General features: G+C 69.6%; 23 protein-coding genes. 13 read left to right on the forward strand and 10 right to left on the reverse strand.

Going from position 1 to position 25992, the window contains the following annotated elements; all coding sequences use genetic code 11:
- Positions 1-17: 17 nt before the first annotated feature.
- The gene (locus BLT19_RS02890; protein ID WP_091485999.1) at positions 18-641 is read right to left on the reverse strand and encodes a hypothetical protein; all 624 of its coding nucleotides are present in this window, start codon (positions 639-641) and stop codon (positions 18-20) included.
- A gap of 137 nt (positions 642-778) precedes the next feature.
- On the opposite strand from BLT19_RS02890, the gene BLT19_RS02895 reads away from it, so the two are divergent.
- From BLT19_RS02895 to BLT19_RS02910, 4 genes are all read left to right on the forward strand, one after another.
- Complete coding sequence (locus BLT19_RS02895) at positions 779-2026, forward strand: glycosyltransferase (protein WP_091486001.1); 1248 nt, start codon at positions 779-781, stop codon at positions 2024-2026.
- A gap of 4 nt (positions 2027-2030) precedes the next feature.
- Positions 2031-3257, forward strand: coding sequence for a glycosyltransferase (locus BLT19_RS02900; RefSeq protein ID WP_091486006.1), 1227 nt, complete (start codon positions 2031-2033; stop codon positions 3255-3257).
- Between the two features lie 223 nt (positions 3258-3480).
- A complete protein-coding gene (locus tag BLT19_RS02905; RefSeq protein WP_091486010.1) occupies positions 3481-4452 on the forward strand; it encodes a GlxA family transcriptional regulator in 972 nt (323 codons plus the stop codon).
- A 97-nt stretch (positions 4453-4549) separates the two neighbouring features.
- On the forward strand, positions 4550-5551 hold the full coding sequence (locus tag BLT19_RS02910) for an IS481 family transposase (protein ID WP_157681738.1): 1002 nt from the start codon (positions 4550-4552) through the stop codon (positions 5549-5551).
- Between the two features lie 139 nt (positions 5552-5690).
- Here the strand turns inward: BLT19_RS02910 and BLT19_RS02915 are convergent, their stop codons facing one another.
- On the reverse strand, positions 5691-7292 hold the full coding sequence (locus tag BLT19_RS02915) for a M28 family peptidase (RefSeq protein WP_091486018.1): 1602 nt from the start codon (positions 7290-7292) through the stop codon (positions 5691-5693).
- A 132-nt stretch (positions 7293-7424) separates the two neighbouring features.
- Between BLT19_RS02915 and BLT19_RS02920 the strand changes: the two genes are divergently transcribed.
- The 5 genes from BLT19_RS02920 to BLT19_RS02940 all read left to right on the forward strand — a co-directional run bounded on the left by BLT19_RS02920 (position 7425) and on the right by BLT19_RS02940 (position 14585).
- Positions 7425-9095 carry a SulP family inorganic anion transporter gene (locus BLT19_RS02920; protein ID WP_231917760.1) on the forward strand — a complete coding sequence of 557 codons (1671 nt, stop codon included), beginning with the start codon at positions 7425-7427 and terminating at the stop codon, positions 9093-9095.
- A gap of 119 nt (positions 9096-9214) precedes the next feature.
- Complete coding sequence (locus BLT19_RS17930) at positions 9215-10897, forward strand: hypothetical protein (protein ID WP_231917761.1); 1683 nt, start codon at positions 9215-9217, stop codon at positions 10895-10897.
- Positions 10898-11033: 136 nt separating this feature from the next.
- The gene (locus BLT19_RS02930) at positions 11034-13244 is read left to right on the forward strand and encodes an ATP-dependent Clp protease ATP-binding subunit (protein WP_091486027.1); all 2211 of its coding nucleotides are present in this window, start codon (positions 11034-11036) and stop codon (positions 13242-13244) included.
- A 26-nt stretch (positions 13245-13270) separates the two neighbouring features.
- Positions 13271-13741: a hypothetical protein gene (locus BLT19_RS02935; RefSeq protein WP_091486032.1), complete on the forward strand. Its 471-nt coding sequence runs from the start codon at positions 13271-13273 to the stop codon at positions 13739-13741.
- Between the two features lie 10 nt (positions 13742-13751).
- Positions 13752-14585 carry a UbiA family prenyltransferase gene (locus BLT19_RS02940; RefSeq protein ID WP_231917762.1) on the forward strand — a complete coding sequence of 278 codons (834 nt, stop codon included), beginning with the start codon at positions 13752-13754 and terminating at the stop codon, positions 14583-14585.
- Positions 14586-14600: 15 nt separating this feature from the next.
- On the opposite strand, the gene BLT19_RS02945 is transcribed toward BLT19_RS02940, so the two are convergent.
- Genes BLT19_RS02945 through BLT19_RS02965 form a run of 5 tightly spaced genes read right to left on the reverse strand, consistent with a single transcriptional unit; the run spans position 14601 to position 19221 of the window.
- Positions 14601-15764, reverse strand: a complete 1164-nt coding sequence (locus BLT19_RS02945) for an FAD-dependent oxidoreductase (RefSeq protein ID WP_091486036.1) — start codon at positions 15762-15764, stop codon at positions 14601-14603.
- A complete protein-coding gene (locus BLT19_RS02950) occupies positions 15757-16449 on the reverse strand; it encodes a methyltransferase domain-containing protein (protein ID WP_091486041.1) in 693 nt (230 codons plus the stop codon). Before BLT19_RS02950 ends, BLT19_RS02945 begins: the two co-directional genes overlap by 8 nt.
- Positions 16446-17606, reverse strand: coding sequence for a type III polyketide synthase (locus BLT19_RS02955; RefSeq protein ID WP_091486046.1), 1161 nt, complete (start codon positions 17604-17606; stop codon positions 16446-16448). Before BLT19_RS02955 ends, BLT19_RS02950 begins: the two co-directional genes overlap by 4 nt.
- Positions 17607-17609: 3 nt before the next feature.
- Positions 17610-17831 (reverse strand): hypothetical protein, encoded by a 222-nt coding sequence (locus BLT19_RS02960; protein WP_091486049.1) that lies wholly within the window; start codon positions 17829-17831, stop codon positions 17610-17612.
- 43 nt (positions 17832-17874) lie between these two features.
- Entirely contained in the window at positions 17875-19221 is a 1347-nt protein-coding gene (locus tag BLT19_RS02965; RefSeq protein ID WP_091486053.1) for an MFS transporter, read from the reverse strand.
- A gap of 94 nt (positions 19222-19315) precedes the next feature.
- Between BLT19_RS02965 and BLT19_RS02970 the strand changes: the two genes are divergently transcribed.
- The 3 genes from BLT19_RS02970 to BLT19_RS02980 all read left to right on the forward strand — a co-directional run bounded on the left by BLT19_RS02970 (position 19316) and on the right by BLT19_RS02980 (position 20821).
- Positions 19316-19789 carry a helix-turn-helix domain-containing protein gene (locus tag BLT19_RS02970; RefSeq protein ID WP_091493186.1) on the forward strand — a complete coding sequence of 158 codons (474 nt, stop codon included), beginning with the start codon at positions 19316-19318 and terminating at the stop codon, positions 19787-19789.
- Positions 19790-19914: 125 nt separating this feature from the next.
- Positions 19915-20382, forward strand: a complete 468-nt coding sequence (rraA, locus tag BLT19_RS02975; protein ID WP_091486058.1) for a ribonuclease E activity regulator RraA — start codon at positions 19915-19917, stop codon at positions 20380-20382.
- Between the two features lie 49 nt (positions 20383-20431).
- Positions 20432-20821, forward strand: a complete 390-nt coding sequence (locus tag BLT19_RS02980; protein WP_091486062.1) for a VOC family protein — start codon at positions 20432-20434, stop codon at positions 20819-20821.
- A 28-nt stretch (positions 20822-20849) separates the two neighbouring features.
- On the opposite strand, the gene BLT19_RS02985 is transcribed toward BLT19_RS02980, so the two are convergent.
- Positions 20850-21431 carry a nitroreductase family protein gene (locus tag BLT19_RS02985; RefSeq protein WP_091486065.1) on the reverse strand — a complete coding sequence of 194 codons (582 nt, stop codon included), beginning with the start codon at positions 21429-21431 and terminating at the stop codon, positions 20850-20852.
- 111 nt (positions 21432-21542) lie between these two features.
- Complete coding sequence (locus tag BLT19_RS02990; protein ID WP_231917764.1) at positions 21543-22940, reverse strand: glucose-6-phosphate dehydrogenase; 1398 nt, start codon at positions 22938-22940, stop codon at positions 21543-21545.
- Between the two features lie 81 nt (positions 22941-23021).
- Between BLT19_RS02990 and BLT19_RS02995 the strand changes: the two genes are divergently transcribed.
- A complete protein-coding gene (locus BLT19_RS02995) occupies positions 23022-24818 on the forward strand; it encodes a glycoside hydrolase family 15 protein (protein WP_091486068.1) in 1797 nt (598 codons plus the stop codon).
- A 56-nt stretch (positions 24819-24874) separates the two neighbouring features.
- On the opposite strand, the gene BLT19_RS03000 is transcribed toward BLT19_RS02995, so the two are convergent.
- Positions 24875-25906 (reverse strand): ABC transporter permease, encoded by a 1032-nt coding sequence (locus BLT19_RS03000; protein WP_231917924.1) that lies wholly within the window; start codon positions 25904-25906, stop codon positions 24875-24877.
- Positions 25907-25992 lie beyond the last annotated feature (86 nt).

Below are 25992 nucleotides of genomic sequence, written 5' to 3' on the forward strand. Positions count from 1 at the left end.
GGCGCGGCCGGCCCGCATCAGCCGGCGGGGTCGATGCGCAGCACGGTCGGCGATTCGCCCAGCTGGAGGTCGTCGACGACGCGGAGGCTCCGCGCGAGCTGGTCGACGGCCTCGATCGCGATGCCGAAGCGCTCTCGGTCGCTGCACACGGCGGTGACCGTGACGAAGTGCGAGCCGGTGTCCCACGTGTAGGTGGCGAACGGGGGAGTCCGCGTGTCTGCGGGCAGTGGCATCTCGAGCTTCTCGCCGACCCCCAGATACGTGCCGCGGAAGGTCTCGGTGTCGTCGTACTCCATCGGCATCGACGCCCTCGCCGCACGCAGCTGCGCCGTCGCCTCCTGGACCTGCGCCATGACGACGACCAGCTCGGGATCGGCCTTCCACACCCACACGAGCACACGTCCCGCTGCCCGCTTCATCAGGAACGGCGTGGCCTGACTCATGGCCCAGGCCGCGAAGCCGTTCCGAGACGGCTTTGCGGCCGGCCCGTCGTCTGAGCCCGCTTCGAGGCCCATCGCCCGATTGGCCTGGTTCAGCAGCATCCGGATCGCGGCCTTGCGATGGCGCCGCCCGCCGAATCCGAGCGAGTCGGTGATCGCAACCCAGCGCGTGGGATCGGCATCGGCCTGCAGTCGGGGCATTCCTCCAGCGTACGAGGCGAGACGACGCGCCCGCTGGGAGGGTCCCCAGGGCCTCGGAGGGTGCTCGGGTACAGTTGAGGACGCAGCACCGACCTCGTGCGACCCCACCCGCCGCAGAGACAGGCAATCAGCATCCCGTGACCTCCCCCGCCACGCCCGATGACCTCGGTTCCGGTTCGGCCGTCGCTCCCGACGCGGCCGCCCAGCCGTCGCAGAAGCGACCGCTCACGGTGCTCATCGGCGCAGACACCTTCGCACCGCACGTCAACGGAGCCGCGCGCTTCGCCGAGCGGCTCGCCGCCGGACTCGTCGCCCGCGGCCACCACGTGCACGTCATGGCGCCCAGCGCGACCCGCGGCAAGCACGGGGTGATCACCGAGGTCATCGAGGACGAGCCGATGACGGTCCATCGCATCCCGTCGCACCGCTACCTGCCGCACGACTGGCTGACCTTCGTGTTCCCCTGGATGTCGAAGCACTACGCGCGCAAGGCGCTGGATTCGGTCAAGCCCGATGTCGTGCACATCCAGTCCCATATCGTGCTGGGGCGAGGACTCGCGCGGGAGGCGCGCAAGCGCGGCATCCCGATCATCGCCACCAACCACGTGATGGCCGAGAACATCCTCGACTTCACCACGCTGCCGCCCGCGCTGAACCAGGTTTTCGTGAACCTCGCGTGGGCCGATGCGAAGCGGACCTTCGATATGACGCAGGCGGTCACCACACCGACGCGCAAGGCGGCGGACTTCCTCGAATCGACGATCGACATCCACGGCGTCATCCCGATCAGCTGTGGCATCGATGCCACCAACTACACCCCCGACCTCACGCCGCGCGCCGGGAATCGCGTGCTGTTCGTCGGCCGGCTGACCACCGAGAAGCACATCGACGTGCTGTTGAAGGCGATGCAGAAGCTGGATGCCTCGCTCGAGGCCACCCTCGACATCGTCGGCGACGGCGACCAGCGCCGGGCCCTCGAGAAGCTCGCTCACGATCTGGGTCTGGATTCGCGCGTGACCTTCCACGGACGCACCGACGAGTCGGAGCTGCGCTCGCTGCTGACCAGGGCGAGCGTGTTCGCGATCGCCTCGATCGCCGAGCTGCAGTCGATCGCGACCATGGAGGCGATGGCCTCGGGCCTGCCCATCGTCGCCGCGAACGCCGTCGCGCTGCCCCACCTCGTGCAGGACGGCGAGAACGGCTACCTGTTCGAGCCGGGCAACGTCGACGAACTCGCCGCGCGGCTGACCGACGTGCTCACCGCCGCACCCGACGACCGCCTGCGGATGCAGCAGGCGTCGCTGAAGGGTGTCGAGGTCCACGACATCAACCGCACGCTGGACACCTTCGAGGCGCTCTACCGCGGCGAACCGATCGGCACGTAGCGCCGTGCACGTCGTGATGTTCGGCGACCAGCACGTCGAATCGCTGGGCGGGGCGCAGGTCTCGATGCGCCTGCAACGTCGTTTCCTGGAGCGCGCCGGCCACACGGTGACGATCGTGGCGCCGCGGATGCACGGGCTGCGCGCGCGGGCCGTCGCGTCGGACGCCGATGTCGAGGCCTCGGCGTACGTCGACCTCCCCTCGATCCCGATCACCGCCGACCGCGAGTATTCGCTCAGCTGGCCGGGGCGGGGGATCGACCGCGTCGTCGATGCGGCGATGACGGCGCGTCTTCCCGTGGACGTCGTGCACGTGCAGGCCGACTTCTGGGGTGCCTACATCGGACACCGGTTCGCCCGGCGGCACGGACTGCCCGTCGTCCACACGATGCACAACCGCGTCGACGTGGGGATCGAGGCGACGGCGCCGTTCCCGGCCCTCGTGATGCGCGCGCTCAACGCGTGGGCGCGCCGCGCACTCGGCGGGCCAGGTCTCGGATCCGACGGGTGGGCGTACCTGCGTCGCTTCGGGCGGCTCTCGCGCGCCGTGACCGCGCCGTCGAGCCACTTCGCCCGCCGGCTCGAGGAGCACGGAGTCGTCCCGAAGGTCGATGTGATCTGGAACGGGATCGACGACGACGTGCTCGACTCGGCCCTCGCCGTCTCGGACGGCCGAGATGCCGAGCGCATGCCTGGGCGCCCGCGATTCGTCTGGCTGGGGCGCATGAGCCCCGAGAAGCGTCTGCTGCCGTTCCTCGAGGCGGTGGCACTGTCGGGGATCGACGCCGACGTCGAGATCATCGGCGGCGGGGGGCAGGTCGCCGCGGCGCGGCGGCTGGTCGAGCGGCTCGGCCCCGTGGCATCCGTCCGCTTCTCCGGTCGATTGCCGTACATCGAGACGCTGCGGCGCATCGCCGCCGCCGATGCGGTCGTGCAGACCTCGATCGGCTTCGAGACGCAGGGGATGACCGTCTTCGAGGCGGCGTCGCTGGGCACCCCGGCGGTCGTGAGCGACCCCGACATCGCCGCCGAGCTGGGTTCGGGCTTCTGGGTGGTGGGGGACGGGAGTCGGGCGGACGCCTCGGTCGACGCGCTCGCCCGCACTCTGCGAATCGCCGCCGAGGCGATCGCCGCGGGCGAGCCGGTCGTGCCGGATCCGTCGATCGCCGAGCGTTTCCGCCAGTCGTCGCGCACCGCCGCGATGGTCGAGGTCTATCGACGCGTCGCCGGCTGATCCCGCGCCACGCGCGGGGTCAGGGGAGGCGGGTGCGGTCCGTCGGGATCCGACGGTAGCCGTCGTTGCGAAGGGCGGCGACGGACGAGACGATCGCGAAGACCGCCAGGGCTGCGAGTGCGAGAATCATCATCATGGCAGGAACGCTACGCTTGACGGAATCCGGCCACGAGTGGCAGGATGGTCACTGATCGTACGAATACTGCCACCTCCGAGGAGACCGATGAGAACCGTCGCCGTGATCGTCCAGGACGGCTTCGCGCCGTTCGAGTTCGGGGTCGCCTGTGAGGCGTTCGGCCTCGATCGGTCGGATGACGGCATCCCGAACTTCGATTTCCGCATCGTGACGCCCGAGCCCGGCGCCATCGCGTCCAAGCTCGGCTTCTCGATCAACGTCGACGCCGACTTGACGTTCGCGTACGAGGCCGACCTCGTCGTGGTCTCACCGATTCCCAGTCAGTACTGGGCGGGTGGCACCGACCAGCGCGTCCTCGACGTGATCCGTGACGCGGCCGCGCGCGGCGCGTGGCTGCTGAGCGTCTGCAGCGGGTCGTTCGTGCTCGCGGCCGCAGGTGTGCTCGACGGCCGGAAGGCCACGACGCACTGGATGTACGCCGACCGCATGGCCGCGATGTACCCGCTGATCGACGTCGACCCGGACGTGCTCTACGTGCAGGACGGCCGCATCATCACCAGCGCCGGCACGGCCGCTGGATTGGATGCCTGTCTCCACCTGCTGCGGCAGGAACTCGGCGCCGAGATGACGAACACGATCGCCCGGCGCATGGTGGTGCCGCCGCAGCGCGACGGCGGGCAGGCGCAGTTCATCTCGCGTCCCCTGCCCGACGTCGTCGGGCTCTCGCTCTCTCCGGTCACCGACTGGGTGCTCGAGAACCTCTCGCAGGACCTCACCGTGGAAGATCTCGCAGCGCGCGCACACATGTCGCCGCGGACGTTCGCCCGGCGATTCAAGGCCGACTACGGCACGACACCGGCGGCCTGGCTCGGACGGCAGCGGATCATCCACGCCCAGCGGCTGCTCGAGCAGACCGACCTGGGCCTGGATCGCATCGCGTACGAGTGCGGCTTCGGGTCGGCCGCCGTCCTGCGGCAGAACTTCGCCCGCGTGCTGGGCACGACGCCGACGGCGTACCGGGCGACCTTCTCCTGCGATCTCGCGGAGTCCGCCGCCTAGCTGTATTTCCCCGTGACGTTGTGAACGGGTGAGGTAGGCGAAGACCTCCGGGAAGGATGTGGGTTACCACACTCGCATCCTGACCACGGAGGTCTTCGTGACTCACGCTAACGCGCCCTTGACGCCGATGGGGCGTCGTCGTTTGGTTGTTCTCGTCGTGGATCGGGGCTGGTCGTTGCGGCGGGCGGCGGAGCGGTTCCAGTGCTCGCCGGCGACGGCGAAGCGATGGGTGGACCGGTATCGGGCCGGTCTGCCGTTGACGGATCGCAGCTCGCGCCCCACGTCGTCGCCGAACCGGTTGCCGCGGAAGACGGAGCGGCGGATCGTGTCGTTACGGTTCACCCGCCGCTGGGGTCCGCACCGGATCGCGTATCACCTGCGACTGCACCGCTCGACGGTCGGCCGGGTGCTCGACCGGTATCGGATGCCGAAGCTCGTGACCGTCGACCAAGCCACCGGCCTCTCCGTCCGCAAGCCACCGCCGAAACGCTACGAGGTGGCAGCACCGGGCCAGCTGGTGCACGTGGACGTGAAGAAGCAGGGCCGGATCCCTGACGGCGGCGGGTGGCGGGCCCACGGGCGTGGATCAACGCAAGACCGCCACGCCGGGGTCGCGAGAGATCGTGCCGCTCGCCAAGGCGCTGCGGGCTCCCGCGGTTACCGATACTTGCACCACGCCGTCGACGACCACTCGAGGGTCGCGTACTCGGAGATCCTCGACGACGAACGCAAGGAGACCGCCGCCGCGTTCTGGATCCGTGCGAACGCGTTCTTCGCCGACCTCGGCGTGACCGTCACCGCCGTGATGACAGACAACGGCGCCTGCTACCGATCGCACGCGTTCGCGGCCGCGCTGGGCGCGAACGTGAAACATAAGTGGACCAAGCCCTATCGGCCGCAGACCAACGGGAAAGTCGAGCGCTTCAACCGCACCCTCGCCACCGAATGGGCCTACGCGAAGCCCTATACCGGCGAGACCGAACGAGAAGCCGCTTACGAGACCTGGCTGCATCACTACAATCACCACAGACCCCACACCGGCATCGGCGGAAAGACCCCCTCAGAACGCGTTCACAACGTCACGGGGAAATACACCTAGCCCACCCGCTTCACCGAAATGACCCGAACCTCGCCGAGATGACCCGCTTCACGGGATCATCTCGGACGAGATCGGGTCATTTCGCGGCCGTGCGGGTCAGTTCGCGACCGGGCGGGTCAGCCCGCGAGCGAACCCGCGCCTACTGCGTCGCGCGGTCGCGGAGGGCGTTCAGGTCGATCGCGGTGGCTGCGCCGGAGGAGCGGGCGCTGAACGTGTCGACCGGCGCGGTCACCGTCGACGTGTCGAACGCGAACGTGATGATCGCCGCGGCAAGCGCGTCGGAGTTCACATCCAGCGCGGTGCGGTTCACGTTGCCGGTCAGGCGCTGCTTGTACGCCTTGTTGAGCGACTTGTAGAAGGCCGCATCCGCACCGTCGGCCGTCAGGCTGTCGCACGGCTGGTGGTAGCACGGGTCGTACGCCACGTCGGCGAGGCCGCCGTAGAGCGCGACCTCATCGGCCGTCTTGATCTCCTCGGCACCCGTGAACAAGCCACCGGCGGGGATGCCGACCGCGATGAACGGGCCGTAGTCCGAGCGTCCGGAGAAGTCGGTGTCCTGATACGGCAGACCCTGCGACTGGTAGAACTGCTCGAACACGTCCTCGATCGCCGCCGACCCCTCGGGGATGAATCCCTCAGGTGCGGTGCCGCTCGAGTTGTCGCCGTCATAGACGCCGTAGAAGTAGTTCGGCGAGCCGATCATGTCGAAGTTCAGGTACAGCGCGATGTCGCCAGCCTGCTCCTCGCTCAACTGGCCCACGTAGTACTCCGAACCGAGCAGACCCTCTTCCTCGGCGCCCCACCACGCGAACCGCACGGTGTTGGTCGGCTGCACCCGCTGCATCTGGATCGCGGTCTCCAGCAGCGCGGCGCTGCCGGTGCCGTTGTCGTTGATTCCCGCGCCGTTCTGGACGCTGTCCAGGTGCGCCCCGGCCATGACGACGTTGCTGTCATCACCCGTTCCGGTCTCGGCGAGCACGTTGAAGGCCGTGCGCTCCTCGGCGAAGTAGTCGACCGTCACGGTGACTTGCGCGCCCGGCGTTGACGCGAGATCCTCGCCGACCGGTGACGCGACGAAGATCGCGGGAATGGTCAGCCCCGTGGCATCCCCGATCATTCCGACCAGACCCGGCCGACCGTCGTTCGTGACGATCACCGCGGACGCGCCGGCGTTCTGCGCATTGATGGCTTTGAGCGAGAAGTCGCACGAGCCGCGCTGCACGAGTGCGACCGAGCCCGCGGTGAAGCCCTCGAAGTCCTCGGGCTCGCAGCCGCTCGTGCTCGTGCCGTTCGCGGGGAACGGCTGGACGAGGTCGACGGGCACCAGAGGTCCGGTCGCCGTCCCTTCCGGACTGCCGCTGTCGAAGTTGTTGCGCAGGAAGTCCTGCCCGTCAACCCACGTCGTCGCGGGATCCTGGCGGCTGAGCGCCGAGTTCTCCTCCGCATACGTGAAGGGGAACTCCTGCACCTGAGGTGTGTAGCCGGCGCGCTGGAGCTCCTTGACGACATAGTCGACGGATGCTGCATAGCCGGGGCGTCCCGCGGCGCGGTCACCGTTCGTGTCGGCGATGTCCTGCAGTTTCTTCAGATGGTTCATCACCTGGCTGATTTTCACCGCCTTGGTGAGTTTGTCGACGGTGTTGGCGTCGGGGACGGCGAAGGCCGGCGATGCGAGTCCGACCGACGCCAGCAGCACAGCAGCGGCGGTGACCGCCACTGTCTTGCGGGTCTTGAGCGACATGTTTATCCTCTCGAACGTCGACGACCTCGTTGACGCCGACCTTGCGAAGGGTAATCGGAGTTTCGCCTGATCGGTAGGGGATTGCGCGACAGTGCGGTCTCGCGCAGACAGCCGCTTCGATAGCGTGTGAGGGTGCGCGCGGCGCTGAAGAGACTGTTCTCCCGCAAAACGATCGGCAGGGATGCCGTGGCGGGGCTCGTGCTGGGTGTCGAGGCGGTTCCGGACGGTCTCGCGGCCGGCCTGCTCGCCGGCATCAACCCCCTCGCCGGCCTGTACGCGTATCTGTTCGGGATGGTCGGGGCGACGCTGTTCACGAGCAGCGCGTTCATGGCGGTGCAGGCGACGGGCGCGATGGCGCTGATCGTGTCGGACTCCGATCTCGAGAGTCGCGCCGATCCTGATCGGGCGCTGTTCACCCTCGCGATCCTGACCGGCATCGTCATGGTGATCGCCGGACTGCTGCGCGGCGGCCGCCTGGTCCGCTTCGTTCCCACGGCCGTGATGACCGGATTCCTCACCGCGGTCGGGGTCAACATCATCCTCGGCCAGCTCTCGAACCTCACCGGCTTCGCGTCGGAGGGCTCGAATCGTCTGGTCAAGCTGATCGACCTGCTCGCACACATCCCGCAATGGAGCCTCGCGTCCATCCTGGTCGGCGCCGTGGTGATCGGCGTGATCCTGCTCTTCCGCATCACGCCGGTCGGCTCGCTCGGCCTCGTGCTCGCGGTCATCATCGGCTCGCTGCTCGCAGCCCTCCTGAACATCTGGGCGGGCCCGCCGGTGCAGCAGCTGCAGGACATCGTGGATGTTCCGAGCGGACTGCCGGCGCCGGTGCTGCCGAGCATCATCGATGTCCCTTTCCTGCTCCTGCCGGCCATCTCGCTCGCATTCGTCGGTCTGATCCAGGGCGCCGCGGTCTCTCCCGGCCTGCCGACGCCCGACGGAAAACCTGCGGACATGTCGCGGGACTTCATCGGGCAGGGCGCGGGGAACATCGCGGCGGGGATCTTCCAGGGGATGCCGGTGGGTGGCTCGATGTCGGGGTCGTCGCTGATCGTGGCCGCGGGCGCGAAGACGAAGCTCGCGTTCTTCGTCGCCGGCATCGTGATGTCGATCGTCATCCTGTTCGCCTCGGATCTCGTGGCGTTCGTCGCGATGCCCGCCCTGGCCGCGCTGCTGATCGTCATCGGCGCGGCGGCGATCAAACCGAGCCGGATCTTCTCGGTGATCAAGAGCGGTCCGCTGCCGGCCTCGATCATGGCGGTGACCTTCGCGCTCACGCTGGTGATCCCGCTGCAGTTCGCCGTCCTCGTCGGCGTCGGGCTGGGCATCATCCTGTTCGTCGCGCAGCAGTCGAACCGCGTCCGGGTCCGCCAGCTGCACATCCACGAGAGCGGACGGATGCGGGAGGGCGACCCGCCTCCGATCATCCCCGCGCGCGAGGTGGTGATCCTCCAGCCCTACGGCAGCCTCTTCTTCGCCAGTGCACCGGTGTTCGAGCACCAGCTGCCGACGGTCAGCAGCGCATCCCGCGATTCGGTGGTGATCATCCGCCTGCGCGGCACCGACCAGATCGGGCTCTCCCTCGTCGACGTCCTGCGCCGGTACGCGCACGACCTGCGCGACGCGGACTCGTCATTGAAGCTCGTCATCAGCGAACAGCGCGTGCTGGACCTCGTGGAGTCGAGCGGCCTGGCTGACGAGCTGGGCCCGAAGAACATCTATCGCAGCACCGAGTGGGTCGGGGAGACCGTGCGCCGAGCCCATGCCGAGGCACTCGCGGACCTGGCGGCGCGGAACTAGCGGCCCGCGCGTGCCGGCGCGGCCGTTAGACTTCTCGAACCCTGCACCTGGTGATCCACGCATGTGGCGGGGGAATGCGTTCACGCAGCTCCGTCCCGACCAATGGGGAAAGCCAGGACATGAGTTCACCGTATGTTCTTTCTGTCGATGTGCGTGCCGGCGCACTGAGCGCCGCAATCGCCGAGCGCGGTCCCGACGGCGAGGTGCACACGACCGCCGTGGCGGTCGGTCGCACCGCGACGATGCCGACGGCGGTGTTCGTCTCGCCCGACGACCTGCTCTTCGGCGTGGACGCGATCGCCGCGGGGGAGGCGGAGCCCGATCGACTCGTCGCCGACTTCGTCGGGGACGCGACCGGCGTCCTCGCGATCGACGGTCAGGAGTTCGCACGCGCTGACCTGCTCGCGTGGCTGATCGACGCGGCGATCAACCAGGTGGAGTTCGCACAGGACGCGTCGCCCGCCGGCGTGTGGGTGGTGGTTCCGGCCGAGTGGAACGACGATCGTCTCGACGAGATCATGGCCGCCCTGGATCGGGACGGCAGAACCGAGGTCGACTTCGTCACGCTGCCGGAGGCGCTCGCCGAGCGATACGACTCGCTCGACCCCGCCGACGCTGAGCTGAACATCATCGTCTGCGACGCGGACGAGCACCGGCTGTCCGCCGCGATCGTGCGGATCGTGCCCGGCGGTGAGGTGAGCCTGCTCAGCGCGCCGGTCACCGCCGCTCTCGGAACCGACGAGGCCCTCGATGATCGCCTGCGTGCCGCCGTCGAGTCGCTCGGCGATGCGCTCGAGGCCGCCGGACTGGACGACGACGACCTCGACGCGGTCGTCCTGAGCGGATCCTTCGCGGGACTGGAGCGCGTGCAGCAGCTCCTCTCGGAAGAGTTCGGCGACCCGATCGACATCGACCCCCAGCCGGCGATGGCGGCCGCCCATGGCGCCGCATTCGCGCTGGCGCGGGAGGGTCTCGAGAGCCCCGCGGTCGGGCCGACCTCGGCCGCTGCCCTCGTGCCGGTCCCCTCACTCGTGCCGCCCGCGCCCGAGCTCCCGGTCGCGTCGGCTGAACTCGTTCCGGCGCAGCTCGTGCCGACTGCGCCCGCGGAGCTCGTGCGGGACACGCCGACCGAGCTCGCTGCGATCTTCGCCGCTGCGCCGACCGCGGTGATCGATCCGGTGCCGGTCACGTTCGACTCGATCACGGCGGTGGATGCACCCGCGGCGGAGCCCAAGCTGACCCGTCCGTGGTTCCGTCGCCCCGCCGGGATCGTCGGCATCGGGACGGCCGCCGCGGCGGTGATCGTGGCCCTCGGATTCGGAACGGTCTTCGCGATCGGCGGCGGCATCGGCTCGGACACCTCGGTCGAAGAAGCGGACACGACCCCCAGCCCGCAACAGCGGACCACGGCGACGAGCACGCCGACGCCCACGCGCACCCCTTCCGCCTCGGCGAAGCCCACGCCGACCCCGACTCCGACGCCGAGCGCCCCCGGAGCGGTTCCGGACCCCTTCAACACCACGCCGCCCTATACCCCGCCGCAGATCGCGGAGCCTCCGGTCGTGCCGGCACCTGCTCCACCAGCGACCGTGCCCGATGGCGGTCAGTCGCCGGATCCGGGTGATGGTGAGTCGCCGGATCCGGGTGATGGTGAGTCGCCGGATCCGGGTGATGGTGAGTCGCCGAATCCGGGTGATGGTGAGTCGCCGGATCCGGGTGATGGTGAGTCGCCGGATCCGGGTAATGGTGAGTCGCCGGATCCGGGTGATGGTGAGCCCGTAAATCCTGGCGACGGAGATTAGTCTGTCGCCCCTTTTTGTTCGGGGAGTCGTCAATCGGGTGGCGGACCCCCTCATTGCCGCGCCCCCACCGTTCTGCTAAACTTGAGTCAACGCGGCTCAACTTTGCGATGCCGCGACCCAGACTTCAGGAGCACGCATGAACGCCACACAACAGCCCGGTCAGGAGGAAGCGCAGAGCGCCCTCGAGCAGTTCGGGATCAACCTCACCGACCGCGCCCGCCAGGGCAAGCTCGATCCCGTCATCGGACGCGACGGCGAGATCCGCCGCGTCAGCCAGGTGCTGACCCGCCGCACCAAGAACAACCCGGTCCTCATCGGCGAGCCCGGCGTCGGAAAGACCGCCGTCGTCGAAGGGCTCGCACAGCGCATCGTCGCAGGCGACGTCGCCGAATCGCTCAAGGACAAGGAGCTCATCAGCCTCGATCTGTCCGCCCTGGTCGCCGGTGCGATGTACCGCGGCCAGTTCGAAGAGCGCCTGAAGGCGGTCCTCAAGGAGATCACCGAGTCCGACGGACGCGTCATCACCTTCATCGACGAACTCCACGTGCTGATGGGCGCGGGTGGCGGCGAGGGGTCGGTCGCGGCATCCAACATGCTCAAGCCCATGCTCGCGCGCGGTGAACTGCGCATGATCGGCGCGACCACGCTCAACGAGTACCGCGAATTCATCGAGAAGGATGCCGCGCTCGAGCGCCGCTTCCAGCAGGTCTACGTCGGCGAGCCGACGGTCGAGGACACGATCGCGATCCTGCGCGGACTCAAGGAGCGCTACGAGGCGCACCACAAGGTCGCCATCGCCGACGCGGCGCTGGTGGCCGCGGCATCCCTCAGCAATCGCTACATCCCGAGCCGTCAGCTGCCCGACAAGGCGATCGACCTGATCGACGAGGCCGCGTCACGACTGCGGATGGAGATCGACTCAGCCCCGCTGGAGATCGACGAGCTGCGCCGTCACGTCGATCGGCTCAGGCTGGAAGAACTCGCTTTGAAGCGGGAGAAGGATGCCGCGTCCAAGGAGCGCCTCGCCGTCCTGCGCGACACGCTCGCCAAGGAGCAGACGCAGCTCGACGCGCTCCAGCAGCGCTGGGAGAACGAACGCGCTTCGCTGAATCGCGTCGGCGATCTGAAGACGAAACTCGACGCCGCTCGGGTGCAGGCCGAGCGCGCGCAGCGCGAGGGCAACCTCGAGAAGGCGTCGCGCCTGCTGTACGCCGAGATCCCCGCACTGGAGCGTCAGCTCGTCGACGCCGAGCGCGAAGAGCCCGCCGGAGACCGCATGGTCAACGAGCAGGTCACCGACGAGGACATCGCCGCCGTCATCGCGATGTGGACCGGCATCCCGGTCGGACGCCTGTTGCAGGGCGAGACCGAGAAGCTCGTGCACCTCGAATCCGAGCTCGGCCGCCGTCTGATCGGTCAGAAGGACGCCGTGAAGGCCGTCGCCGACGCCGTGCGCCGCTCACGCGCTGGGATCAGCGACCCCGATCGGCCGACCGGCTCGTTCCTGTTCCTCGGCCCGACCGGTGTCGGAAAGACCGAGCTGGCCAAAGCGCTGGCGGAGTTCCTCTTCGACGACGAGCACGCCATGGTGCGCATCGACATGTCGGAGTACGGCGAGAAGCACTCAGTCTCGCGGCTGGTGGGCGCCCCTCCCGGTTATATCGGCTACGAGCAGGGCGGCCAGCTCACCGAGGCGGTGCGCCGGCGACCCTACAGCGTCGTGCTGCTCGACGAGGTCGAGAAGGCGCACCCCGAGGTCTTCGACGTGCTGCTGCAGGTCATGGACGACGGGCGCCTCACCGACGGTCAGGGCCGCACGGTGGACTTCAAGAACGTGATCCTGATCCTCACCTCGAACCTGGGCTCGCCGATCCTGATCGATCCGACGCTGTCGATGGAGCAGAAGCGCGACGCCGTGAACGGCCTCGTCCGCCAAGCGTTCAAACCGGAGTTCATCAACCGGCTCGATGACATCGTGATGTTCCAGGCGCTCACCGAGGACGACCTCGCCCAGATCGTCGAACTCGCCGTCTTCGCGCTGCAGCGCCGGCTGAAGGACCGCCGCCTCGCCCTGGCGGTCACCCCGGACGCCCGCGCCTGGCTCGCCGAGCGCGGGTACGACCCGATGTTCGGCGCGCGGCCGCTGCGACGGCTCATCCAGTCCGAGATCCAGGACCGCCTCGCGATGGCGATCCTCTCCGGCGGGGTGCGCGACGGCGATGGAGTCCGTGTCGATGTCGCCGCCGACGGATCGACGCTCGTGCTCACCAGCAGCGGGCCGGCGGAGGCATCCGATGCGCCGCTCGAGGACGACGATGACGTGATCGAGGCGATCCTCGAGGACTGAGCACTCGCAGACGATACGGTCGGGGCATGCACATCGCACGCACCGGCCGTTTCGTCTTCATCGCGCAGTGGGTCGCCGCGGTCCTGCTGCCGCTGTTCGTCTTCCTCGGGCGGGGACTGGTCGGAGCGCAGATGGGCTGGATGGCGGTGCTCGGGATCGTCTACGGGCTTTTCGTGATCGTCGTGCTCCTCGTTCCGCCGGTCATGACGCTGTTCGACCGGACAGTGCGCCGTCAGAAGACCACGCGCTTCGCGTACGACATCTCGAGCTTCGTGCTGTGGGGTGCGCTCCTGATCGCTGGTCTCACCATCCCGGACGCCGGCGACGGCGGACCCGTCGACACGGCGCTGACGGTGTGGACCGGCGGCGCCATCGACAATGACGCGTCGACGTTCATCTTCGGCATGGCCGGCATCGTCATCGGTCTCGCGTACCTCGCGACCCTCGTGACGGCGATCATGGGCATCGTCCGCTGGCGGCGGCCGGTCGGCGCGTGACCGCACGACCGTGACCGCGGTGATCTCCGGGCTCTGGCGAGCCTCGCACCCCGGGCCGAGCGTGGTCGTCACACTGGTCGCGCTGACGCTCGGGATCGCGATGGCACTCGAGCCCTGGCGGATCGCGGTGCTCGCTGCGGCGATCCTGTTGGGACAGCTGTCGGTCGGCCTCTCCAACGACGCGATCGACGCGCGCCGCGACCGGTCCGTCGGGCGCACGGACAAACCGCTGGCGCGGGGCGACGTGTCGGCGCGGGCGGCGTGGGTGGCGGCATCCGTCACCCTCGTCCTTGGCCTGGCGCTCTCGTTCGCGCTGAGCTGGCAGATGGCGCTCGCCCACGCGATCGCGCTCGCCTCGGCGTGGTCGTACAACCTCGGGCTGAAGTCGACGCCGGTCTCGGTGGTCCCGTTCGTGGTGAGCTTCGGGCTGCTTCCCTCGCTCGTGACCCTGTCGGCGGCGGACCCGCGGGTGGCGGCCGGGTGGGCGTGGACTGCAGGGGCGAGCCTCGGCGTCGCGATCCACCTCACCAACGTGCTCCCGGATCTCGAGGAGGACGCCCGCACCGGCGTACGGGGTCTGCCGCATCGCCTGGGCCGTCGCGCATCGGCGGTGATCGCGGCGCTCGCGCTGGTGGGTGGAGCAGTGGCGGTGCTGATCGGATCGGATGCCGCAACCGGCATATTCAGTTTCGTCATGTTCGCCGGGGTCGTTGCGATCGCCCTGGCCGGCCTGATCCTCTCCCTCGTCCGGCCGCCCGGCCGATGGGTGTTCCGCCTCGTGATGCTCGCGGCGCTGCTGCTGTGCGTGCAGCTCGCCCTCGCCGGGACGGCACTCGCCGCCTGATCCCACTCGCGACGCTCAGGCCCCGCGGTCCAGGCCCATCGCGTACGCGGAGGCGAACAGGCGGCCGATCGGCCCCGCGAGCATCGCGCGCAGCGCGACGCCCCGTGTCGCGTTCGCGGCGGCGCCCAGCGGCCGTCCGAGCCCGGTGTTCAGTGCGGCCAGCCGCGCGGCGATCGTCGCCGAGCGGACACGCCGCTGCTCCCACGCGTGCAGTGCGCGATCGGGTGCCTGCCCGGTGCGGACCCATTCCACGAGGAGCGGCGCCAGGCCGGCGGCATCCAGGAGCCCGAGATTCATCCCCTGTCCGCCGATGGGACTGACCTCATGTGCGGCATCGCCGATCACGAGGACGCGACCGTTGCGCATCCGCGGGGCGATGAAGCGGCGCACGCCGAAGGCGGTCGCCTCGGAGACCCGCTCGGATGCCACCTCCTCGCCGCGCGTCGCGAGCGCGGCGCGCAGCCGTATGACGCGCGCCGCCGGGTCGGGGTCGGCGCCTGGCCGGTCCCACGCGACGAAGCGGCGTACGCCTCCGGGCATGGGAAAGGACTCGAGGACGCCGTTGCGGTCGAGGTTCACGATCGCCGTGTCGGCGTCGGGTCGCGGTTCGAGGGCGAGATCGGTCATCAGATAGCGGTCGCGGTACTCGTGTCCGCCGATCGCGTCCTTCCGGAAGACGAGGTCGCGCCCACCGGCGCCGGAGGCCACCACGACGATCGGAATCGTCCTTTCGGTCGGTCGGCCGCCGATTCCCGCCCGCACGTGCACGCCGTCGGCGCGCGGGATGATCGCCGACACCGTCGCTCCGCGGAGCGGCTGGGGGGCGCCGGCGGCCAGCATCCGCTCGGTCTCGGCCTGCGGCAGCGTCGCGACGAACGGGAAGCGCATCGAGAGCCGGTCGAAATGCACCACGCCGAGCAGCCGCCCGCCGGAGCGCGCCTCGCCGCGCGGCACTCGGGTCGCCGACGCGAGCAGCCGCTCGGTCAGCCCCGACGGCTCGAGCGCGGCGAGGACCGGCGCGTGCACGCCGATCGCCCGCGAGCCCGATCCGTTCGACGGGCGGCGCTCGAGCACCTCCACGTCCACGCCGGAGCGGGACAGCTGCGAAGCGAGCAGCAGCCCCACCGGCCCGGCGCCGATCACGACGACGTCGGGCGAATGCGTCGAGCGCTCAGCCACGCCCGTTCCCGACCGCGAGAAGGCGGAAGGATGCCGGATGCTCGACGGCCCACTCCGGCCCGAGCGCTGCACGCAGCTCGTCGCGGCGGTAGCTGCGGCGGATCGAGCGCAACCCGTCCGTCCTCAGGAACGTGCCTGGGGCGAAGGGGGTGATGCCCACGGCGTACAGCGTCTGCGCCAGCCGCCCGCGCTCGATGTCGCCGTGCATGACCGGCCCGGTCGCCAGGGCGAGGGAGTCGGCGGTGAACGAGCGCAGCTCGTCCGCATCCAGGTGGTGCAGGACGTGGTTGGAGATCACGGCGTCGAAGCGCTCGCCTTCGTCCACCAGAATCGACGAGTCTGCGCACCGGAAGCGCACGCCCGAGGTGGCTCGCTTGCCCGCCACTGCCAGCGCCCGCGGGTCTGGATCCACGCCGACCCACTCGACATCGAGTCCGTCGGACCGCGCCAGGCCGGCGAGGCGCGCGAGCACATCACCGCCCCCGCATCCGAGGTCGAGCACGCGGGCGGGCCGTCCGAGCCGTGCCAGGTGCGGCCGGAGTCGCCGCTCGTAGACCCCGCCCCACCCCGAGATCAGCCGGTTGATCGTGCCGAACCGCCGCAGGGTCGCCGCGAGCCGTTGCTCGTCGCAGTCCGGATCGTCCATCAGCTCGCGCAGATCGACGTCGCGGACGGTCAGGCTCACGCGGCTCCCGCCAGCTCGTGATCGCGGACAGCGGGTGCGGCGGTGGGCGTCGCGCTCGGCGCCGGAAGTTTGGTGAGCAGCGCCGACTCGACGGTGAGGCCCGGCCCGAACGCCAGCCCGGCGATCGTGGCGCCCGCCGCGATCGCGTCATCGCGCAGCATCCGCTCGAGGATGAACAGGATCGTCGCGCTCGACATGTTCCCATGTTCCCGCAGCACCGCCCGTGAGGTCCGCAGCGCGCTGGGATCGAGGTCGAGGCCGGTCTGCACGCGGTCCAGGATGCTGCGGCCGCCGGGATGCACCGCCCAGGTGTCGACCGGCTCGCCGAGAAGGAACCCGTCGACGGCTCCGCGGATCTCACGGCCGATGATCCGCGGCACCTCGCCGGTCAGGACCATCTCGAATCCGTCGTCGCCGATCGTCCAGGCCATGTCGGCTTCGCCGTCCTCGGTGATCGTCGTCGCGAAGCGCTGGATCTCGAGGCCGCCGCGGACATCGCCGTCCGCGACGCCGGTGACGATCGCCGCCGCGGCGCCGTCCGCGAACACGGACGAGGCCACGATCTGGTCGGGTGATGAGCTCGGGCGGATGTGCAGGCTGCACAGCTCCGTGCATACGACCAGCACCACTGACCCCGGCTGCGCCGCGCAGATCCGGTCGGCGAGCCGCAGTGCGGGAAACGCCGCGGCGCACCCGAGGAAGCCCAGGTGGTAGCGCTCGGTCGTCGGGGCGAGGCCGAGATCGCGCACGATGCGGAAGTCCGGTCCGGGCGCGTAGCAGCCGGTGCACGAGGCGGTCACGACGTGAGTGATGGCGGATGCCTCGACCCCGGCGTCCTGCATCGCGGTGCGCGCGGCATCGTTCGACAGCGCCGGTGCGTGCCGCATGTACTCGGCGTTGCGCAGGCCGGTTCCCGGAGAGCGGAGCAGTCCTCGGTCGTCGACGAACAGTCCGTCCAGGGCGGCGCTGCCCGCCTTCCCGAGTTCGGGGAGCACGGTGTGACGGGTGTCGATGTCGGCGGCGTCGAAGGTTGCGCGAACCAGCCGCTGAGCGAGGCGATCGCCTCCGGCCTGGGAGATGAAGAAGTCGCGGATGTCATGCTGTTCGATCGTCGTCGGCGGAACGGCGGTGCCGATCGACAGGATGCGTGCGCTCATGCTTCACGATAGGCCGCAGATCCCGTCGATGCGAAGGGGTTGCATGAGCATTGTCTGCGAGTCCTGATGGGCGGCGACGGGGGATCGCTTCGCGGTGTCGACACCGAGTGCGATCATGGCCGCCATGACCCGGTATGCGATCGATGCCCCACCGCCCTGCGGCTCGTGCGGGAGGCGGGCGTCGCTGCAGGCCGACGCGCTGTTGACCGAGGACCCGGTGCTCATCGCCGGCGCCGAAGGATCGTGACGATCGCGAGCTACGCCGACCTCACGTCGTAGGTCCGGGGCCGGGGCCGGGGCCGGGGCCTGGTGCGGGAGCGGGCGCCGGTGCCGCCGCCGGCTCGGGGTCGGGCAGATCGCGCAGGCTCCAGAACGGACCGATCAGCACGAACAGGCCGGCGAACATCTCGAGGATCGACGCGATCCAGATCGTCGGGACGACGCCGATCCACGTCCCCAGCGCGCCGGCGATCAGGGCGGCGATCGGCATGACGCCCCAGACGCAGAACCGGATCGACGCGTTCATGCGGCCGAGCAGGCGCGGTGGGGTGATCCGCTGTCGGAAGGTCACCTGGGTGATGTTGTACAGCAGCACCGTGAAGCTGAAGACGAAGGACTGCAGCACGAGGAACGGGAACGCGATCTGCGGCACGAGCGAGGCCACCGGCAGCAGCAGCGGAGCGAGGCTGAATCCGATCACACTCACCGGGATCGCGCGGGCCTCGCCGATGCGGCGGATGATCCGTGGCGTCACGACAGCGCCGACGAGCCCGCCCACCGCGCCGAGCGAGAAGATCACGCCCATCTCGGCCGGGCTCAGCTCGAGGGTCCGGAGGATGAAGATCGGCAGCAGCGTCGTGGCGATCGTGCCGAAGAAGTTCGCGAGGCCGGTGGTGGCCACGATCCGCCGGAGGAACCGATTGCCGAACACCCAGCGCAGACCGTCACCGATCTCGCGGAGGATCGGGCCGTGGTCCTCGGGAGCGCGCCGCACCTCATGGTCGCGGGTGAAGAGCAGGGCGACCATCGAGACGAGATAGGTGCCGACCGTTGCGACGACCGCGATCGGCGCGCTGAGGGCGCTGATCAGGCCACCGCCGACGGCAGGGCCGGCGAGGCCTGCGAGCTGCTGGGTCGACTCGAGCTTGCCGTTGGCCTCGCCGATCTGATCCGTCCGGACCAGGGACGGGATGATGCTCTGGTACGACACGTCGAAGAACACCGTGGCGATCCCCATGATGAGCGCCACGAGCACCAGGTGCCAGATCTGCAGCATCCCGAGCATCCACAGCAGAGGGACGGCACCCAGCGCGACCGCGCGCGCGGCGTCGGCCCAGATCATGACGTGCCGCTTGCGCATGCGGTCGATCCAGGCGCCTGCCGGCAGCCCCACGATCAGGAAGGCGGCCACGTTCGCGGCCGTCAGCACGCCGACCTCGAACTCGGTGGCGCCCAGCAGCAGCACCGCCAGCACCGGGATCGCCAGCTCGGTGATCTGTGCGCCGAACTGGCTGAACGCCTGACCCGACCACATCGTCAGGAAGTTGCCGTCGCGCCAGAGTGAACGCGTCACGGGCGTATCGCTCGCGGCCTCGTCGGGGACCGATTGGGACATGTCGATCAGTGTGCGCGACTGATTGAGCTTTGTCAATCAGTGGGGCTAGTCTGGAGTCGTGAGTGCGGACAGCCCGGCGGACATCGAGGCGCGGATGCGCGCGCTGAGTTCTCCGCTGCGGCTGCGTGTCCTGCGTCTGTGTGCATTCGAGTCGCGGACGAACAAGGAGCTCGCCCAGCTCCTCGGCGTCAACCCGGGCACGATGCTGCATCATGTGCGCACACTGGTGCAGACCGGCTTCCTCGCCGCCGAGCCCGAACGCGCGGGAAACCAAGGCGCCCGAGAGGTCCCGTACCGCGCCACCGGGCTGTCGTGGCGCACGTCGGTGCCGGGCGGCTCGCACGTGCTCGTCGAGACCTTCCTCCAGCAGATCGAGGGCGTGACCGATGAGGAACTGGACGTCACCTGGCTGGGGCTCAAGCTCAACGCGGCGCACAAGGCCGAACTCGAGGAGCGCCTCTACGCCCTCGTCAATGAGTTCAAAGAGCGCGGACCGGATGCCGGCGGCGACACCTACTCGCTCTTCACCGCGCTGCATCCCGACCTCAACCCGCCCGCGGGGGCCTGATGCGTCGCCGTCGTCGTGACGACGTCAGGAGAATCTGCCGTTCGGGCTTCTGCGGGCGCGAAGAACCGCGGTTCTTCCTGAGTTGTGCACTCCGATCGGGGTCGGGCCGCGCCTAGCGTGGAGGAATGACGATCGCGACCGCCGACCTGTACGACGAGCGCGGCGACGCGCTGGACTCGCTGTCCCTGCAGCTGCAGGACCTGGGGGGCCGCGTCGCCTTCGACGGGCCGGTCCGCACGATCCGGTGCTTCCGTGACAACGCGCTGGTCAAGACCGCGCTCGCCGCGCCCGGCGACGGCGCCGTGCTCGTCGTCGACGGCGGCGGGTCGCTCGAGTCGGCGCTCGTCGGCGACCTGATCGCCGCATCGGCGGTCCGCAACGGGTGGGCGGGGATCGTCGTGCACGGCGCGATCCGCGACAGAGAAGAACTGGCCGACCTTCCGATCGGCATCAAAGCCCTCGGCTCGAATCCGCGCAGGAGCGCGAAGGACGGCGCGGGCGAGACCGATGTCCCGGTGACGATCGCGGGCGTGGTCTTCCGCCCGGGAGCCCACCTCTGGGCCGACGCCGACGGGGTGCTCGTCGAGCGCTGAAGCCGGCAACCCCTCGACATGCGGGGCACGAGAGGCGGATGCTGGTTCCATGACCGGATTCCAGACTGACGGCGCCTTCAGCGGCTTCGCCGTGAACGACATCGACGCGGCCCGCACCTTCTACGGCGAGACACTCGGACTCGACGTGCGTGACAACGAGATGGGGTTCCTGAACCTCTCCCTCGCGTCGGGGGGCAGCATCCTCATCTACTCGAAGCCGAATCACGAGCCGGCGAGCTATACGATCCTCAACTTCCCGGTCGACGACGTCGATGCGGCGGTCGAGGAGCTGAACTCGCGCGGCGTGAACACCAAGATCTATGCCGACGACGACTTCCCGTCGGATTCGAAGGGCATCGTGCGCGGCGACGGACGGGGCCCGGACATCGCGTGGTTCCGCGATCCGGCGGGCAACGTGCTGGCGGTGCTCGCCGGCTGAGCCGCGGCGAGCACCCGGCAGCCGCGGGCTACTGGCTGACCAGCACCGACTCCGCGAGCGGGCGCCGGGTGCGCGGCGCGTTCTCGCGCGCCTGCAGCTCGTCGGATGCGGTGCGGATGTCGCCGAGGCTGCCGACCGCCATCACCGTCATCGGCACCAGGGCCTCGTCGAGTCCGAAGGCCGTCGAGATCGCGGCGCGGTCGAAGCCGCCCATCTGGTGGGTGGAAAGGCCGTCGGCGTGCGCCTGCACGGTGAAGTGCGCGGCCACCTGCCCGGTGTCGTACTGCGCCCACGCGAGGGGCTTGCCGTCGCGCTCCGTCTCGGCGACGAACACGATAAGGGCGCCGGCATCGCCGGCCCAGACCGCGTTGAAGCCGGCGAGCGCTCCGACGACCGCGGCATGGGCGGCGCTGCCGCGTCGGGCGACGATCACGCGCCAGGGCTGCGTGTTCGCGGCGGTCGGCGCCCAGCGGGCGGCCTCGAGGGCGCTGGCGAGCGCGTCCTCGTCGTTCGGGGCGTCCGCGTCGAAGATGCGCGTGCTCCACCGTTCGGTGAGGACGTCGAGGATGGTCGTCTCGGTTGCGGCGCGGCGGCTGGTGAGCGTGTTCATCGGGATGCTCCTGACGGGTGGTTTTCATGGCTGAGACTCCGTCGGCCCGATGTATGCAACAGCATGGATCGCGTTTTGTTCCCGCGCGGTTCGGCGCCTCGCTGCGTTCCGTCAGAGCTGAGGCCACCCCGCCGGCCCCGGGGTGCCCGCCGGGTACTCGTCGAGCGGAACAGCGTTCTCACGCCATGCGTCCAGGACCGGCTGCACGATGCGCCAGCACTGCTCGGCGGTGTCGCCGCGCACCGACAGCGTCGGGTCGCCGTCGAGGATGCCCTGCAGCACTTCGGCGTACGCCAGCAGTTCACCCTCGCCGAACTCGGCCTCCAGTGACGCGCGGTCGAGGTGGAACGGGTCGCCGGGGCCGTTGAGGTTGATCTCCAGCGCCATCCGGTCGGGGCCGAGCGTGAGACGCAAGACGGTCGGGTCCGCCGCACCGCTGAAGCCGGTCGGCAGGTGCGAGACCGGCTTGAAGGTGATCACGATCTCGCTGCGCCGATCGCCCAGGGCCTTGCCCGAGCGGAGGATGAAGGGCACGCCCTGCCATCGCGCCGTCGCAATGGCGACGGTCATCTCGGCCAGCGTCTCGGTGCCGAGCGCCGGGTCGACCCCCTCCTCGTCGGCGTAGGAGAGGAAGGTCCGGTCGCCGATCGTGCCGCCGGTGTAGCGGGCGCGATGGGAGGATGCCACGGGGTCACCGCCCCAGATGCTGGTGGCGCGCAGCACCATCGCCTTCGCATCGCGCAGGTCCACCGCGCTCAGGGTCGACGGCGGGTCCATCGCGACGACCGCCAGCACCTGCAGCAGGTGGCTCTGGATCATGTCGACCAGGGCGCCGGCCTTGTCGTAGTACCCCGCACGTCCTTCGAGGCCGAGTGCCTCGTCATAGCGGATCACGACGGAATCGATGTGCTCAGCCGACCAGACGGGTTCCGCGATGCGGTTGGTGAAGCGCACGCCCAGCACGTTCAGCACGGTCGAGCGGCCGAGGAAGTGATCGATCCGATGCACCTGATCCTCGGGGATCAGCGTCGCCAGCTGCGCGTTCAGCGCATGCGCGCTCGCCTCGTCGATGCCGAAGGGCTTCTCCAGCGCCAGGATCAGGCCGTCCGGCAGGGTCACCGATTCCAGCGCGACGCACGCCTTCGCGGCGATCGCGGGCGGCACCGCGAAGTAGAACGCGGGGCGTCCCTCTGCCAACGCCAGGAGCGCCTCGAGGTCCTCGGGCTTCGTGATGTCGGAGCGCCGGTAGACGGCGCCGGCGAGCACCGCGTCGACGGCCGGACCCGAGGCATCCATCGTCGCGAAGGACGCCGTCACCACCGACCGCCAATGCGCGTCATCCCAGTCGTCCATGCCCGCGCCGATGAGACGGATGCTGCGCTCCGGCTCCCTCGTCAGCAGCTGGCCCAGCGCCGGCATCAGCAGTCTCGAGGTGAGGTCGCCGGACGCGCCGAGGACGATCAGGGTCGTCATCTCGGTGGTCGCGGCCGGCAGAGGCGTGGTGGTCATGTCGCCACACTATGCCGATTGCGCTCGCCGTCCCGGCATCAGCCGGGCCGAGCTCGTCCAGCCGGCTGACATGATCAGGACATGGCATCCCCCATCGAGGACTATGCGATCCTCAGCGACTGTCACACGGCCGCGCTCGTCTCACGGGAGGGGAGCATCGACTGGCTGTGCCTGCCGCGCTACGACTCGCCGTCCACGTTCGGCGCGCTGCTGGGCAATCCCGATCACGGCAGATGGTCGCTGCGGCCGAGCGATCCGGATGCCGTCACCACCCGGCGCTACGACGCCGAGGGGTTCGTGCTGATCACCCGGTGGGAGACCGCGGACGGTGTCGCCGAGGTCGTGGACCTGATGCCGCACGGCGACCGGCGCGCGGATGTCATCCGCCGCATCCGCGGCGTCTCCGGGTCCGTGCAGTTCGAGCAGGAGCTGCGCGTGCGGTTCGATTACGCGCGGGCGCTCCCGTGGATGCATCAGGCCGGAACGGAGGACGAACCCGCACTCGTGGCGATCGCCGGACCCGACGCGCTCGTCGTGCGCGGCGCACCGTTGACCGCGAACGATCACTTCCACACGGGCACGATCTCGATCTCGGCCGGGGAAAAGGTCGATCTCACGCTCACCTGGTTCCCCGCGCACCGCGAGGTGCCCGGTCCGGTGGATGTCGACAGGGCGCTCGAGACCACTGCGGCCTGGTGGGCGACGTGGGCCGACAGCATCGAGCACGAGGGCCCCTACCACGACGAGGTCGTCCGCTCCCTGCTCGTGCTGCGCGCCCTCACGCACGAAGACACCGGGGGTATCGTCGCCGCGGCCACCACGTCCCTGCCGGAGGACTTCGGTGGCGTGCGCAACTGGGACTACAGGTACGTGTGGCTCCGGGATGCCTCGCTGACGCTGGAGGCGCTCCTCGAGCACGGCTTCACCCCCGAGGCCGAGGAATGGCGCCAGTGGCTGCTCCGCGCGATCGCCGGATCGCCCGCCGACGTGCAGATCATGTACGGCCTCGCGGGTGAGCGCCGGCTGACCGAGCGCGAACTGCCGAACTTCCCCGGATACGACGGCGCGGCGCCGGTGCGGATCGGCAACGGCGCCGTCGATCAGTTCCAGGCGGATGTCATCGGCGAGGTCATGATCGCGCTCGAGGCGGCTCGCCTGGCCGGCGTCGACGAGACGCCGTACTCATGGCCGCTGCAGCGCGCGTTGCTGTCGTTCGTCGAGGAGAACATCGACCGGCCCGACAACGGCATCTGGGAGATCCGTGGAGAGCCGCAGCTGTTCACGCACTCGCGCGTGATGGTGTGGGCTGCCTTCGACTGCGGTGTGCGCGCTGTCCGCATCCACGGTCTCGACGGCGACGCCGAGCATTGGGAGCGGCTCCGAGACCGCATGCGGCAGGAGATCGATGCAGCCGGCTACGACGCCGAACGCGGACACTTCGTCCAGTCGTACGGATCGACGGAGGTCGACGCGTCGCTCCTGCTGCTGCCGCTCGTCGGCTTCTGCGCACCCGACGATCCGCGGATGATCGGGACCGTGGCGGAGATCGAGCGGCGCCTGATGCACGATGGTCTGCTGCACCGGTACCGCACGCAGTCGCAGGTCGACGGGCTGCCGGGACATGAGCATCCCTTCCTGGCCTGCTCGTTCTGGCTGGTGGAGCAGTATGCCGCCACCGGTCGCGACGACGATGCCGACGAGCTCATGGACCGGGTGTGCGGACTGGTCAACGACGTCGGTCTGCTCAGCGAGGAGTACGACGTCACGCTGCGACGCCACGCCGGCAACACGCCCCAAGCGCTGTCGCACCTCTCGCTCGTGCGAGCGGCGGACGCGCTGGCCGGACGCCGGGGCCGGGCAGCTCACCGCAGTCGTTAGCCGCACGACGGATGCCCCGGTCAGAGCCGACCGGGGCATCCGTGGTTTCCGCGGGCTCAGCCCCCGAGTGCCTCGCGGAGCTTCACGCGTGCGCCCATGCGCAGCAGCGAGTTCTCGTAGATCTTCGCGCCGATCGCGATCGCGGCGACGCAGGTCGCGATGAGGATCACGAGCGAGAGGATCGGCTCCCACCACTGCGCCTCGCCGAGGTAGAGGCGCATCGGCATTCCCACCGGTGCGGAGAACGGCACGTAGGACATGATGCCCAGCACCAGGGGGTTGTCGTTGAAGAAGATCACCAGGAAGTACGGCGCCATGATGAGCATCGTCAGCGGGGTCGTGGTGGATCCGATGTCCTCCTGGCGGGAGACCATCGCCGCCGCGGCCGCGAACAGGGACGCGAGCAGGATGAACCCGAAGAAGAAGAACACCGCGAACCACGCGATCGGCATGCCCAGGCCCTGCAGGATCTCTCCTTGCCCTGTGACGGTGAGCCCGACGATCGCGATCGCCGCGAGGATCAGGATCTGCCCCATCGCGAGGATCGTGTTGCCGATCACCTTGCCGGCCAGCAGCGCCCGCGTGGGGATCGCCGAAATGAGCAGCTCCACCACGCGCGTCTGCTTCTCCTCGACGACGCTCTGGGCGATCGTGCCGCCGAACAGGGATGCGGCCATGAGGAACACCACGCCGAAGCCGATGGCTACCAGGTAGCGCAAGCCCGCGTTGCCCTCGTCCGGGTCGAGGAGCTCGACCGGCGGGATCTGCGCGAGCGTCAGCAGCAGCTCGGTCGGTGCCGACGATTCCGCGATGACCGCGAAGCCCGTGGGCGAAGCGGAGTCGCCGACGATCGCAGCATCCACATCCCCGTCCGCGACGAGCTTCTCGGCCGCTGCGCGGTCGGCCGCGTCGGTGACCTCGAGATCCGCGCCGGCGGGAACGTACTGCGTGGCGTCGCTGGTGACGGCGACCGGGGTGGCGGTGGAGTTGCCCGCCGAGAAGCCGCCCCAGATGACCAGGGCGAGCGCGCCGAGGAAGAGGATCGCGGTCGAGATGACGAACGCTTTGCTGCGCAGCTTCGAGCCGATCTCGCGCTCGGCGACGAGCCAGACGCTCTGCGCTGTGGTCGGTGCGGCGGGTCCGGATCGTCCGGACCGCGGCGCGGGTGCGGCCG

Source organism: Microbacterium pygmaeum (assembly GCF_900100885.1).
Taxonomy (GTDB): domain Bacteria; phylum Actinomycetota; class Actinomycetes; order Actinomycetales; family Microbacteriaceae; genus Microbacterium; species Microbacterium pygmaeum.

Excerpts from the sequence above, each read along its gene's own strand:
- BLT19_RS02890 (WP_091485999.1), bottom strand. The coding sequence starts at position 641 with ATGCCCCGACTGCAGGCCGATGCCGATCCCACGCGCTGGGTTGCGATC.
- BLT19_RS02905 (WP_091486010.1), top strand. The coding sequence starts at position 3,481 with ATGAGAACCGTCGCCGTGATCGTCCAGGACGGCTTCGCGCCGTTCGAG.
- BLT19_RS02915 (WP_091486018.1), bottom strand. The coding sequence starts at position 7,292 with ATGTCGCTCAAGACCCGCAAGACAGTGGCGGTCACCGCCGCTGCTGTG.
- BLT19_RS17930 (WP_231917761.1), top strand. The coding sequence starts at position 9,215 with ATGAGTTCACCGTATGTTCTTTCTGTCGATGTGCGTGCCGGCGCACTG.
- BLT19_RS02930 (WP_091486027.1), top strand. The coding sequence starts at position 11,034 with ATGAACGCCACACAACAGCCCGGTCAGGAGGAAGCGCAGAGCGCCCTC.
- BLT19_RS02935 (WP_091486032.1), top strand. The coding sequence starts at position 13,271 with ATGCACATCGCACGCACCGGCCGTTTCGTCTTCATCGCGCAGTGGGTC.
- BLT19_RS02955 (WP_091486046.1), bottom strand. The coding sequence starts at position 17,606 with ATGAGCGCACGCATCCTGTCGATCGGCACCGCCGTTCCGCCGACGACG.
- BLT19_RS02960 (WP_091486049.1), bottom strand. The coding sequence starts at position 17,831 with ATGAGCACCGGGTCCTCGGTCAACAGCGCGTCGGCCTGCAGCGACGCC.
- BLT19_RS02965 (WP_091486053.1), bottom strand. The coding sequence starts at position 19,221 with ATGTCCCAATCGGTCCCCGACGAGGCCGCGAGCGATACGCCCGTGACG.
- BLT19_RS02970 (WP_091493186.1), top strand. The coding sequence starts at position 19,316 with ATGCGCGCGCTGAGTTCTCCGCTGCGGCTGCGTGTCCTGCGTCTGTGT.
- rraA (WP_091486058.1), top strand. The coding sequence starts at position 19,915 with ATGACGATCGCGACCGCCGACCTGTACGACGAGCGCGGCGACGCGCTG.
- BLT19_RS02980 (WP_091486062.1), top strand. The coding sequence starts at position 20,432 with ATGACCGGATTCCAGACTGACGGCGCCTTCAGCGGCTTCGCCGTGAAC.
- BLT19_RS02985 (WP_091486065.1), bottom strand. The coding sequence starts at position 21,431 with ATGAACACGCTCACCAGCCGCCGCGCCGCAACCGAGACGACCATCCTC.
- BLT19_RS02990 (WP_231917764.1), bottom strand. The coding sequence starts at position 22,940 with ATGACCACCACGCCTCTGCCGGCCGCGACCACCGAGATGACGACCCTG.
- BLT19_RS02995 (WP_091486068.1), top strand. The coding sequence starts at position 23,022 with ATGGCATCCCCCATCGAGGACTATGCGATCCTCAGCGACTGTCACACG.